Here is a 12,863-nt window from a genome sequence, read left to right on the forward strand (position 1 = left end):
TTTCCTAAGCTTTCCATTTATATTAACGGAAAGACAAGTACAGGACAACAACTTGCCGAAAGGAACGACGTTAAGTTTTTTTTACAAGGAAGGAATAGACGCACAGGAAATGTTTAGGCCTAGCCCGAATGGTTTAATGTACAATGCAATTCCTGTTTTGAACTGCACATGATTTAGTCACAAGAAGGAGGAAGTTATGCTTGAATACATCTTATGAACAGCATGTGGAATATCCGAGCAGGAAACGAATGGCTTTGATTACGGCAGGGGCAGCGCTTTTTGTGAGTGCCGGATTCTTTCTGATGTTTGACCGATCTTCAGGTGCAGGTACTTCCATCATATCCAGTGTTCTTGGTCTGTTGTCTGTCCTCTTTTTTGGCACGTGTTTCTTCTATAGCCTGGTAAAGATGATCCGAAAAGAACCTTCCTTTGTCATTAATGAACAGGGGTTTGTCGATTCTTCCTCTTATACCTCAGGCGGGGCAGTGGCCTGGAGGGAAATTGAACATATGTTTATGTATGAACTGATGGGGCAAAAAATGATTGGGGTTAAACTGCAGGATGAGAAAGCATTTATGGAGCGTCATAACGGGATGAAGCGCAAGCTGATGGCGGCGAATAGCAATATGGTGGATGCAACCATCAGTATTGCGCAAAGCAGTATCACTTTGCCAATCGATGAACTGTATCTTATGATGATGAATCATTGGCAGCATGGTAAAGGCGGCAGGATTTACGTTTTGAACGGGAGGAAATAATACATATGGCTTAGAACGGCAGGTCTTTGAGACCTGTTTTTTTGTGTGCTCAAATAACAACTGAAAATAGGCTTTACAATACTAACTCCCTAGTGTACTATTTAACTAACACACAGATACAGAAAGGAGCGAGAACATCGTGCCTATCGAATTTGATAACAATTTACCGATCTATCTGCAGATCATGCAATATATCAAACGACAGATTGTAACCGGCGCCCTCAAGGCAGGAGATAAAATTCCTTCGGTTCGTGAACTGGCTGCCGAACTGCAGATTAATCCAAATACAGTACAGCGTACGTTCCAGGAGCTGGAGCGTGAAGAAGTGGTTGAAACGAAGCGGGGTTTGGGCAGATATGTGACAAGTGAGGAGAGGAAAATCATGATGATCAAGAAAGAAATGGCCGGCGAATTGCTGGATCGTTTCCTGACCGGAATGCAAGAGCTTGGAATCGAAGAACAGGATATTGTGTCCATCGTGACGGACGCTTTGGCAGAAGGTAGTCAGGGGAAAGGGGAGAAGACACATGAGTAACATTCTTGAACTTAATCAGGTCAACAAGACATATGGACGTAAACAGGCGTTACACAATGTCTCCCTGAATATTGCTCCAGGACGAATTGTAGGTCTCCTAGGTAGCAACGGAAGTGGAAAGAGTACACTAATGAAACTGGTCGCAGGTTTGCTACATCCCGCTAGCGGTAGCATTCAGGTTACAGGTAAGGCGATTGGACTGGAGACGAAGTCACTCGTTTCATTCATGCCGGATCGTCCGTTAACCGAGAAGTGGATGAAGGTTCGTGATGCGATCGCATACTACCGTGATTTTTATGCCGATTTTGATGAAGAAAAGGCACGGGAGATGTTGGAGTTTATGAATCTTCCAGCGGATGAGCGTGTTAGTCATTTGTCCAAAGGTATGAATGAACGACTGCAGTTAACACTGGCATTGTCTCGTAAGGCGCGGCTCTATTTGCTGGATGAGCCGATCGGCGGCGTGGACCCGGTAGCCAGAGGTAAGATTCTGGACGCGATCGTTAAATTTTACGATGAAGACAGCAGTCTAGTCATTTCCACACATCTGGTGAATGATATTGAACGCATTTTCGATGAAGTGGTCTTTATTCGGGAAGGCAAGATAGTTATGCATGAGGAAGTCGAGACAATCAGGCTGAAGCATGGAAAAAGTGTGGATGAGATGTTCAAGGAGGTCTATGCAGAATGATGACATTGTTGAAGTATGATTTTAGAAGAAGCTGGAACACCCTGCTGGCAGGGCTAGTCATCCTCATTATTGTTCAACTGGGACTGATGATATTTGTGTCGTCAGGTGTCACTGCAAATGTGCTTGGTATCATGGCATACGTCGGGGCAGGAGTAGCCATCTATGTGAAGACGATAAAAACCTACGCTGCCAATATCCGCTCCTACAATCGTCGTCTGATCCCGGTCACGGGTCTGTCTCATGTGTTATCACCTATCATTTTTGGTACAATTTGCGGACTGGGCTTGCTGCTGATAGGCTTCCTCCACGCCTACCTCTACATTACGATGAAACTGGGGCTTGATCTGTCTGCTTATATTGGTGTCAACATAAGTGTAGCTGAGATATGGAGTACTTTGTTTTTTGCAGGTTGGATTGTTCTGTTTATGACGATCATGATCTTTTTCTCCATTAGTGTAGCGGGAACGTTCCGCTGGAAAACAGGCCCATGGATCGGGATTGTCACGTTCATTGTTCTGATTAACCTGCTTAGCTGGTTGGAAAATGTTATTTTTTCAGGAAAGTTCAGTCCGAATGATCTGTTTCAGTTCACCGAAGAAAGCACAGGCATCTCATTTTCAGCCAACGGTGTTATATGGGCGGATGGACGGTGGGGGACCACGGTGTTTGAAATGGCACTTGCCGCGCTTCTCGTATGGGGTATTATTTATATGAACACGAAAAAAGTGGAAGTCTGATCCTTGCTTTGGCAAAAGAATACAGAATGGATACAACGGGTGGCAGAGCTGCTCGTTTTTTCTTTTGGCAGAAATGAACGGATATATGCACCCTATTCCAGTTTGAATACGTAAATATATGTATAATAACCGCGAATAGGGTAATTAAAGATGGATTCGCATGATGAGCATCATTAGACATTACAACATCGGGAAGGGGAAAGGGATATGCAATTGTACTTCAGAGATAACTTTTTCAACGCCGGATATACCGAAATTTTGAATGCCGACCAGGAACGGGCAGGGCACCTGGATTTGAAAAGTGTATTTGGATCATCACTCGATGTATCGGATGAAAATGGCCTGGTCTGTAGCGGCAAATTCCGCATGTTGACGAATCGCTGGGACGTGACCGCAGCAGATGGCACACATCTGGGGGTACTAAGAGCGAGATTCAGCTTTTTTAGCAAAAAGTATGAGTACGATGCGGGCTCACGTGGCATATATGATGTATCTGCTCCGGCATTTTCGCAGGAGTATGATGTGACTGATGGATCGGGCCGCGTTGTAGTAAGCTTCCGTCGTACCAGCGGTTGGTTTAGTTCAGGAGCGTTTGTGCTGGATAATCAATCCGAATACTTAGACACTTATGAATTGGTTGCTGTGGTCATGGGCGTGCACGCGATTAACAAAAGACGGAACGCAGCCAGTAGCAGTAGTTCGTAGACCTGGAACTGTATAGGGATGTAGCTCTCAAAATGACATTAATCTACAAGGACGAAGTTGAGGCGATTGATCTGTTCTAGGCCGGTGGAGTAGCGGTCAGGTCAGATGCACGCCTGCATCATTTCGTCCTTTTTTACTGTGTATCGTGCATCCAACAGAGAAGACGAGATCGAGGAGTTTGCTAAGTGATAGCTCTTAAAGCGCTGGTTTGTGCTAATCCCCTTGCGCAGCCGTTTCACCACCCGGCTGTATGGACTCGGATTGCGCATATCGTGCCAGCACCTTGGCAGCAGTCTCGGACATGCGCTCCTGCAGGGCCGAATGATCGATAATCCGAACACGTTTACCGAGAAAACGCATTTTGGACAACACGTAATCGACCTCGTTTCGCGGAATCGTCAGCAGAATCCGGTATATATGACTCGCTTCGTTATATATAACCTCTCTCTCAAAGCAGGAGAAGGCATACAGTATTCGGGACAACTCCGCATTGAACTCAGGCAACACCTCGATGGTGATCGACGTTTTACGTTTTTCCGTGATCAGGGCGATGCTAGCTTTATATCGTGATGCGGCCTCCGGTTTAATGGATCTGGCCTCAAGCTTGGTGATGCTATGCAGCTTGGTAGACATTAACCTGGCAAAGTGCGGGGCATACCAGAGCACATACCATTCCTTTTTAACCATGGAATATTCCAGCTTATACGGGAACCCGAACTGCTCCTGGCTTGTGCGTCCGCTACGGATACGACCTGTCATTTGAAACCCTTCGCCGTTTAGGATCATCTGCCGTAACGGCCTCAGCAGGGGATGAGAGACGCTGCTCTCTTCACTTTTGGCTTTTTCCGTCAGGTAATCTTGCAAATTCAACTGCTTTTCCCCGTCCAGCATGTTGTTTAGTTTGGTCAAGGTTGCGGGGGTTAAGGCTTCTTGTGCAGCCGGATGCTCCATCATCATACGGAGCCAGGCTCGCTCCTGCGAAGTCCAGGTGAACAGTCCGGTTTCATTCAGTCTCGTCATGATCTGGTAGTTGAACATTTTCTCGAACAGGTTCATAATACGCCGCAATCTCCTTCCATTCTTCGATCATTTCCTCACGCAGCTTACGCGGAGCCAGAATCTCACAGCTTGAGCCAAAACTGCGTAGCCAAGGTTTAATCTCTGTTGTACCGTTTACCTGAATTTCATACAAAAAGCTATGATCCGTTTCGGGTGTAATGACTCCCCATTGTCCTTGCAGCCGGACGCGATCCAGAATAAAGTTACGCTGACCATCTCCCGGGTGGAAAAAGCGTGCTTGCACCGTCACGGTGCGGCCTGTATCGACAAGCCAGCTGTACCGGCTGATGTCAGCCCACTCTTTTTTCAATGCAAGCATATGCTCTTCTTCAATAGGCTGAAGCTCCTCCAGCTGGGTGATGCCCTCCATCCGAAACTTCACGAATCTCCGCCGACTCTGATAACCGATGACATACCAGCGCCCATACTGGTGATCATAAACGACTTCAATCGGGATGATCCGATTGGAGCTTCCGCCAGCCTCGCGTTCAAACTTTGGATTCGTATTCTGCGAGCTGTAGCTGGATGGTTTCTTCGGTGAAAAATACTGGAACTGCACACGTCTTCGCTCACGGATCGCTCCAAGCAGGGTGTACAGATGGGCTTCGTCCAGTATGCGTGAGTAATAATGATACTTATAAATATATGGCTCCGTCGCTTCTTCTTGCGGATAACTTGCTTTAATTACTTTTTTCATACTATCCCGCAATAGATATCCTTGCACCGATGGAACCTGTGTGTTCGCCATCATATCAACGAAGTCGTATAACTCCAGCTGTTCTTCCGGGGTGAGCTGTGTCAGTACATCCTGCTGTAACGAATAACGATAAGGACGTCCGCCCGGCTCTTTACGAATAACACCGACTTCCTCCAGATACTTGAGATCCGAACGGATCGTTTTCTCATCCGGCAAGGCCAGTTCTTCCGGCAAATCGGCACAGCAGGCATCCAGTAATTCCATCGCGGTCAGAGCGGAGTCTTGAAGGGTATGTAAAATGACGGATAAGCGCTCCACTTCGGTTTCTTTCATGGATTTGGCACGGAAAAGAAATAGTAGCAGAGGCTCGGCAGACTCGCCGTACTGGAAACGAACAAGGTCGGTCATCTCTGAGCCCAACTCACTGTCTGTGCGTTGATTGGTCAAGCTCTGACGAATATCTCGCAGCTTGCGCTGTGTTTTATCAAAGGTATGTACAGAGATGCCAAGCCGTTTGGCATACTGCTGACGGTTATATGCGCCGCTGGTCAGAGACAGCATACGCAGGAACTGAATTTCTTTATCAAAGCTTTCTTTAGCCATGTGTCTCACTCCCGATTGGACTATGTATTTTTCATTGTATCAAGATAAACGCCTGTTTTCATGGCAAAGTTGCTTGAAATTGTTCTAAGTTACGTCAATTCACGCCAAATTACTGCAACTCACTCTAATTCACACCAAGTCGCCATACTTTCACCATGTTCGTGGTTGATGGTCTCCATGCATAATAAGGATGTGAAGCGGGGCAGTGAATTAGCTCGGCTGATCTGATTTCCGAGGCGCCTGGGAGGGTTACTTCGACTGTTAATCGACCAGGTCGTTGGTTCGAATCCAATCGCCGCCGGTTATGGCGGTGTAGCTCAGCGGTAGAGCAGGTAAAACCTTCCCCCTTTTTCCTCGGAAACCTTTTATTAGAAACGAAGAAACGTTGACCAACAACGTTAGATGTTCCACATAGATGAAGCACAGCATTTTACGCGTAGGGAGGTTATGTGCGATGAGTAGAGCCAAATCATTATTTAATACACCTCAATCTATAGTACATAATCATGATGGATATGCAGCTTATGAGCGATTGGTCGAGGAACAATATGTACAGATGTTGACGACGAATACGCTTAACAATACGTTTTATGCGGATGAACAACAGCTGATGCAAGAAGCGGGAAGCAGCCATCAGGAGATGGCGGAACTGGATGCAAACTTCATGGCGAAGGCTTTGGTATATGCTCGGAATGAAGGTTTCATGCGGCTTCAGCCTTTGTATGGGCTCGCCGTATTGTCCAAGATTAATCCGGAGCAGTTCGCAAAAGTGTTTGCTCATGTAGTGAAGACGCCAGCGGATCTGGCCGATTTTCTGACCATCCTCAGAGGAAGCGGGCGGGGAGAGGGAGGGCGCGCAGTGAAGCGTCAAGTCAATCGGTTCCTGAACGAAATCAGCGAATACTGGGCGATCAAATATAATGGACGAGGGCGTGGATACAGTCTGGGAGATATGATCGCTACTGCACATCCTAAGCCAAAGGATGAGAAGCAACAAGCTTTATTCCGTTATTTGCGGGGGCATGAGACCAGTCTGGTGGACCTTCCGCAACTACAGGCACTGGAGAAACTGAAAACGACACGTAACCCTGCCAGTCAGCTTCATCAGATTGAAAAAGGGAAACTGCCCTATTCTGTCGTGACCTCGATCCTTCAGCCGACGCGTCCGATTTGGGAAGCTTTGATGCTCCAGATGCCGATGTTTGCGCTCCTGCGTCATTTAAATGCGATGGATCGTGCCGGAGTTTTTGCCAAAAAGAAAAATATCGCTTATGTCACACGTCGTCTGACGGATGCCGAGGCATTGCGTCAATCGCGGATATTACCTTTTCGCTTCGTCAAAGCGTATGAGATGGTTGAGCGTACAGAACTGCGGGAAGCGTTGCAACAGGCCGTGGAGCTGTCCGTGCACAATCTGCCACGGTTGCCGGGAAGAACGGCTATTTTCCTTGATCGCTCAGGCTCAATGCAGGGAGACTACCTACGTATCGGTTCGGTGCTTGCACTGGCGCTATACAAACAAACTCAGGGCAACTCCTTGTTCTGGTTGTTCGATCAACAGGTTGAAGATGCCCGCCCGAAGCTGGACGAGGGTATTCTGGCGCAGGCATATCGAATTCGTGCACAAGGCGGAACCGATACAGGAAGACCTGTACGAGAGCTAAGAGAGTCTCAAGAGACGGTGGATCGCATCATTATGATTACGGATGAGCAACAGAATGAGGGGAGTCCAATGTATGCCGAGTTAGAACGATACCGACGCGCCATGAATCCGGGGCTGCAGGCATTCATTGTAGATATTACCCCTTACCGGCAGGCCATGGTTCCGCCGCGGGATGGTCAGACTTTTTACATCTATGGCTGGAGCGAAGCCGTACTGACATATATTGCAGAGACAGCAACAGGGTATGAGACGATTGCCGAGCGTGTACGGAAAATTCAATTTTAAATGAAGGAAGAGAAGGAGGAGGGGGACAGATATGAGTGAGGTGGAACAAACAATGAGAGACATCATCGCGAAGCAGCTAGCGCAGATCGAGCAGGAGGAGCAAGTTCGCATTATTTATGCCTGTGAGTCAGGCAGCCGGGCGTGGGGATTTCCTTCGCAGGACAGTGACTACGATGTGCGTTTTATTTATGTCAGACCGTTAGAGTGGTATCTGTCGATTGAAGAGCAACGGGATGTGATTGAACGTCCGATCAGTGACCAGTTGGATATTAACGGATGGGATATACGCAAAGCGTTGAAGCTGTTCCGCAAGTCCAACCCGCCGCTGCTGGAGTGGTTACAGTCCCCGATTCAATACGATGAGCAATATAGCGTAGCAGGGCAGATTCGGAGTCTGTCGCCGCTAACGTTTTCACCGAAATCATGCTTGTACCATTACCTGAACATGGCTAAGGGAAACTTCCGTGATTACTTGCAGGGCGAACAGGTGAAGATCAAAAAATACTTTTATGTGTTGCGCCCTTTGCTGGCCTGTGGCTGGATTGAACGTTATGAAACCATGCCGCCGATGGCTTTTGACAAACTCGTTGAGACCTTGGTTCCAGCGGGCACACCTCTGTATACGGAAATTCATGATCTGTTACGCCGGAAAAAAGCCGGAGACGAACTGGATATGGAGCCGCAGCTTCCGGCCATTCAAGCGTATATTACGGCTCAAATTGCACATGTAGAGCAACTGGCTACCGAGATTCAAGGACAAGCGACTGTGGAGATTGAGGTTTTAAATCGGATATTTCAATCAGCTGTACAAGAAGTTTGGGCATAAATGAATGGATGGGATTAGAACTCACAAAATGGGTTGAAGATCAACGAAAGGAGGAGAAGATATGCATTTGATTCTAAAAGCAAGTGGAGTGAACGCAGGGGTTGTATCCCATCTGCTTGCCAAAAATCCGAATAATGTGTATGACCGGACAGATAAAGGTGTGCGTGTTCGGATGGTCTACACCAAAGCGAGTGAGCAAGAGACGGAGGTGTTGGTTCATGCCGAGCCTGATCCGGTCGATCTCGTTAGAGGCACACCGGATGGATATGATATCACACAATACATTAATGACCGTGAGTTTGTGACCAGCAGTTTATTCTGCTCTTACATACGGAATGCGCTGGGCACAGCTCTGAATGGCAAACCGAAGGAAGACTATGTGCGATGGGTTGATCATGCCTTTGAACTGGAGCTGAAGTTTGGCCCGGTTGCCTCTGATCTGCCTGACCGTGTGGTGGAGGAGTTGTTCTCCTGTTTGGGATATGACATTACTGTGGAACGGGGAGAGTCGGCGTATTCGTTTGACCTGAAAAATCGAAGTACAGTTCGTCACATCACCCTGCGAGGTAAACAAACGATACAACAGGCTTTACGTCAGCTATTTCTGCTCATTCCGGTGCTGGATAACTACAAGCATTATTTCATCAGTGAGGATGAGATTGATAAAATCAACCGTTACGGTGAGGGTTGGTTAGATACCCATCCGCTTAAGGGACTTATCGTTAGGCGTACGCTTCATTTTGCCGAACTGATTCGGACGTATGAACGTCTGCATGGCGCGTTGGATGATGGGCCTTCACGATTAGAACAACAAGCTGAGGAAGCAGAAGGTGATCTGAAAAAAACATTAAAATCGGAGTCGGCAATATCCAGGCATGAGGATAAGAATCCGAATGCAGACACAGTTCAGGCCACAAGTGCAGATCGAGCTGATGACTCGTCCGAAATACCTGTACGATTAAATGATCTACGTTACCGCGCGATCACGGACATTGTGGATTCTTTGCCTGAAAAACGCCGTATTGTGGACATGGGGGCAGGTGAGGGGAAGCTGTCTGCACGTCTCGCTTATATCTCGGGGGTGGAATCAATCCTTGCTGTTGAGCCATCGGGTCAATCACGTTTGCGGGCGATGGAACGTTTCGCCAAAATGCAGGATCGGGCAGGGGTTCAGGCCATGCCGGAACCGATGCTTGGTTCTCTGTTTTATTTTGACGAGCAGTTACAGTATCAGGATGTCATGATCTTGTGTGAAGTGATTGAGCATATTGAGGCATATCGTCTGAATGGCATTATGGAAACGATTCTGAAGGAGTATCGGCCGCAAGTGCTACTGGTTACTACTCCGAATAAGGAATATAACGAAGTGTATGCGATGGAGCAAGAACAGTTCCGTCACCATGATCACCGCTTCGAATGGACACGGGAGGAATTCAATGGCCGATGTGCGGAGTGGGCAGAGAAAGGCGATTATGCTTACGAGATCAGGGGTATTGGTGAGGAAAAGGAAGGCTACGGACAGCCGACACAACTGGCGATGTTCACACGGGGAAAGGAGGAGCATGTATGAGAAACGAAAGGCAGACAGGTGCGGGTGATCACCATCGTTCGCACCACGAAACAGATGGAGTGCAGCGACAAATCGCAAGCCATACGCAGGATAGACAGCGAGAGATTCAACTGCCGCATGCAGGCATCGTAGTGCTGATTGGTCCATCGAACAGCGGGAAGAGTACACTGCTTGCAGAACTTGTGGAAAAGGATGTGATCCGCGCTACCGAGGTCGTCTCGTCCGATCAGTTCCGCATGTTGGTAGGCGACGACGAGTATGTGGAATGGAGGCATCGGCCTCGTAGTGAAGCGGATGTGCTGTATGCAGATTACCGGCAAGTATCTGCCAAAGCATTTGAAGCGATGGAAGCCATACTCGCCACACGTTGTCGTCTGAACAAGCTGACCTGGGTGGATGCGACTCATCTGTATCCCGAGGATCGCGGACGGTTAATCGAGCTGGCACGCAAATCCCATGTCCCCGTTATCGCGGTAGTACTGGATGTACCGGAGCATGTATTACTTGAACGTGATGATCAGCGTAAACATCCGCGTGGCCGTCAACGCGTAAAACAACAGGCACAGCAATTCAAGCGTACGCTGCGTGCGATCCGTGATGAAGGATTCGATGCCAGTTATGTGCTGAAACATCCATATCCTGTGACCTTTGTACGCACAACGAATCCGTTCATGTTAGACATGGGAGCGGGGATTGATATCATTGGCGATATCCACGGTTGTTATGATGAAATGATAGAAGTCATGCAACGTCTGGGCTACGTCGATGAACAAGGAGATGGCCTGATGCGCCATCCCGAAGGGCGGAAACTCGTTTCTGTCGGGGATGTAAGCAGCCGTGGGCCGGAATCGTTAAAATGTTTGCTTTTCTGGCAACAACACTGTGCCGCTGGTCTTGCTTATATGGTTGACAGTAACCATGGCTGGAAAATTGCACGTTATCTGGACGGCCGTGATGTCACCTTAAGTCATGGAGATGAACGGGTGGAAGCTGAATTGCTCCAGCTTGAACAGGAACAAGGCAGTGAAGAGGCCAAAAGGGTAAGGGAATCGTTGAAGCATTTTATGCTGAATGCACCTTCTCATCTAGTGTTTACACGGAATGGAGTAAGACAAGTGGTTGTCGCCCATGCCGGGATACGGGACCATTTTATCGGCAAACAGTCCAAACGCATTCAGGATTACTGTCGATATGGCGATGTGGAAGGAACGGATGATAAGGGGCGGCCCGTACGTAAAGACTGGTACGTGGATCATACGTCCGGTGAATGCATTGTCTGGGGACATGATCCAAGGCCATACCCTACGATTGTGAATGATACGGTGAATATCGATCAGGGGGTTGTGTTTGGCGGTATGCTCACGGCGTGGAGAATGCCGGAACGGGAGAGTGTTAGTGTACCGGCGAAGCAAGACTATGCCCAAGATCCAGACAGTCCGTTGAAACGCTGGAATCAGCAACGGTTTGCACCGCCCAACATCCGCAAGTTCAAGGACGGTTTTACCGTTCAGACGGGTTCGCAGCTGAATGTCGCTGTGCAGGGAGAAGTGGCGCAGACGGCACTGGATACCTTTTCTCATTTTACCGTACCACTGGAGGAACTCGTCTATATCCCGCCAACGATGAGTCCGCCGCCGGGGGAATGTTCGGTAGAAGGTTTTATGGAGCATCCAAGAGATGCATTTCGTTATTACCGTTCTCAGGGCGTGACCCGTATGTTAGCAGAGAAAAAACATATGGGTAGCCGAGCGATACTGCTTCTGTTCCGCGACGAACAGGCTGCATCGCAGCGAGTAGGCAGACCGATGTTGGGGAGCATCGTGACACGTACAGGCCGATCCTTTTTTGATCCCGAGACAGAACAGAAGGTGCTCACCAGATTACATGCAGACTTGACCGTAAGTGGTTATTTTGAACGGTATTCCACCGAATTTGTATTGCTGGATGCAGAGATTGTACCTTGGAACCTGAAAGCGCGGGAGCTTATTGCATCTCAATATGCGCATGTCGCTGAGGCAGCGCAGATGGATCGCAGCATTGTGATGGACAAAATTCGCGAGGCTATGAGCGCGGGCCGCCACGTTGCGGACTGGTTACAGGAAACAGAGGTTAAACTGGCGAATGCGCAGACATTCCGGGATGTATTCCAATATTATTGCTGGGATGTGCAGGATATTGCTGACATTCGCATTGCACCGTTTCATACGCTGGCTCACAGTACGGGAACCTTCTGGGAGCGTACACATGAGTGGCACATGCTACAAAACCGTGAGCTGGCTCGGTTGTCGTCGCTGATGATGGAGACGGAATACCGGATTATTGCGGATGAAACGGATGAGGAAGAGGTCATTCGCTGGTGGGAGGAAATGACGGCTGAGGGACATGAGGGGATCGTCATCAAACCGGAGACATTCCGCAGCTGGAATGGTAACAAAATGATGCAGCCTGCGCTCAAAGTTAGAGGACGTGCCTATTTGCATCTCATCTACGGCATGGATTATTTGGCTCCTGAGCATGTCTCCCGTCTTCGCAAACGTAAAACGTCCAAAAAGGAGCGACATGCTCTACTTGAAAGTGCTTTGGGCATGGAAGGGATCGAACGTTTTGTGCGAGGAGAGTCCGTAGAACGAATTCATGAATGTGTGCTCGCCACATTATCGCTGGAATCGGAACGCGTAGATCCACGTTTATAGGTCGTGGTTCATGAACGAGCTTGAAAAGGAATGTAATTGGA

Annotated in this window: 11 protein-coding genes and 1 tRNA gene; 10 read left to right on the forward strand and 2 right to left on the reverse strand. The window is 48.3% G+C overall.

Going from position 1 to position 12,863, the window contains the following annotated elements:
* Positions 1 to 200 precede the first annotated feature (200 nt).
* The 5 genes from BLQ13_RS07730 (at position 201) to BLQ13_RS07750 (ending at position 3,426) form a co-directional block, all read left to right on the forward strand.
* On the forward strand, positions 201 to 758 hold the full coding sequence (locus tag BLQ13_RS07730) for an STM3941 family protein (RefSeq protein ID WP_090917781.1): 558 nt from the start codon (positions 201 to 203) through the stop codon (positions 756 to 758).
* 139 nt (positions 759 to 897) lie between these two features.
* Positions 898 to 1,293: a GntR family transcriptional regulator gene (locus BLQ13_RS07735; RefSeq protein ID WP_090917783.1), complete on the forward strand. Its 396-nt coding sequence runs from the start codon at positions 898 to 900 to the stop codon at positions 1,291 to 1,293.
* Positions 1,286 to 1,984: an ABC transporter ATP-binding protein gene (locus BLQ13_RS07740; RefSeq protein WP_090917785.1), complete on the forward strand. Its 699-nt coding sequence runs from the start codon at positions 1,286 to 1,288 to the stop codon at positions 1,982 to 1,984. Before BLQ13_RS07735 ends, BLQ13_RS07740 begins: the two co-directional genes overlap by 8 nt.
* Complete coding sequence (locus BLQ13_RS07745) at positions 1,981 to 2,721, forward strand: hypothetical protein (RefSeq protein ID WP_090917787.1); 741 nt, start codon at positions 1,981 to 1,983, stop codon at positions 2,719 to 2,721. The genes BLQ13_RS07740 and BLQ13_RS07745 overlap by 4 nt, the downstream gene beginning before the upstream one ends.
* A gap of 207 nt (positions 2,722 to 2,928) precedes the next feature.
* Positions 2,929 to 3,426, forward strand: coding sequence for an LURP-one-related/scramblase family protein (locus tag BLQ13_RS07750; protein ID WP_090917789.1), 498 nt, complete (start codon positions 2,929 to 2,931; stop codon positions 3,424 to 3,426).
* Between the two features lie 213 nt (positions 3,427 to 3,639).
* Here the strand turns inward: BLQ13_RS07750 and BLQ13_RS07755 are convergent, their stop codons facing one another.
* Both BLQ13_RS07755 and BLQ13_RS07760 read right to left on the reverse strand, forming a co-directional pair.
* Positions 3,640 to 4,482: a WYL domain-containing protein gene (locus tag BLQ13_RS07755; RefSeq protein WP_090917791.1), complete on the reverse strand. Its 843-nt coding sequence runs from the start codon at positions 4,480 to 4,482 to the stop codon at positions 3,640 to 3,642.
* The gene (locus BLQ13_RS07760) at positions 4,430 to 5,785 is read right to left on the reverse strand and encodes a helix-turn-helix transcriptional regulator (RefSeq protein ID WP_090917793.1); all 1,356 of its coding nucleotides are present in this window, start codon (positions 5,783 to 5,785) and stop codon (positions 4,430 to 4,432) included. The genes BLQ13_RS07755 and BLQ13_RS07760 overlap by 53 nt, the downstream gene beginning before the upstream one ends.
* Positions 5,786 to 5,986: 201 nt before the next feature.
* On the opposite strand from BLQ13_RS07760, the gene BLQ13_RS28455 reads away from it, so the two are divergent.
* The 5 genes from BLQ13_RS28455 to BLQ13_RS07780 all read left to right on the forward strand — a co-directional run bounded on the left by BLQ13_RS28455 (position 5,987) and on the right by BLQ13_RS07780 (position 12,822).
* Positions 5,987 to 6,086: transfer RNA gene (locus tag BLQ13_RS28455), tRNA-Asn, on the forward strand.
* Positions 6,087 to 6,239: 153 nt separating this feature from the next.
* Positions 6,240 to 7,733: a TROVE domain-containing protein gene (locus BLQ13_RS07765; RefSeq protein WP_090917795.1), complete on the forward strand. Its 1,494-nt coding sequence runs from the start codon at positions 6,240 to 6,242 to the stop codon at positions 7,731 to 7,733.
* A 31-nt stretch (positions 7,734 to 7,764) separates the two neighbouring features.
* The gene (locus tag BLQ13_RS07770; RefSeq protein WP_090917797.1) at positions 7,765 to 8,559 is read left to right on the forward strand and encodes a nucleotidyltransferase domain-containing protein; all 795 of its coding nucleotides are present in this window, start codon (positions 7,765 to 7,767) and stop codon (positions 8,557 to 8,559) included.
* 61 nt (positions 8,560 to 8,620) lie between these two features.
* The gene (locus BLQ13_RS07775; protein WP_090917799.1) at positions 8,621 to 10,129 is read left to right on the forward strand and encodes a methyltransferase domain-containing protein; all 1,509 of its coding nucleotides are present in this window, start codon (positions 8,621 to 8,623) and stop codon (positions 10,127 to 10,129) included.
* Positions 10,126 to 12,822, forward strand: coding sequence for a polynucleotide kinase-phosphatase (locus BLQ13_RS07780; RefSeq protein WP_090917801.1), 2,697 nt, complete (start codon positions 10,126 to 10,128; stop codon positions 12,820 to 12,822). Before BLQ13_RS07775 ends, BLQ13_RS07780 begins: the two co-directional genes overlap by 4 nt.
* Positions 12,823 to 12,863: the final 41 nt, after the last annotated feature.

The sequence above is a fragment of the Paenibacillus polysaccharolyticus genome (assembly GCF_900102085.1).
GTDB lineage: Bacteria > Bacillota > Bacilli > Paenibacillales > Paenibacillaceae > Paenibacillus > Paenibacillus polysaccharolyticus.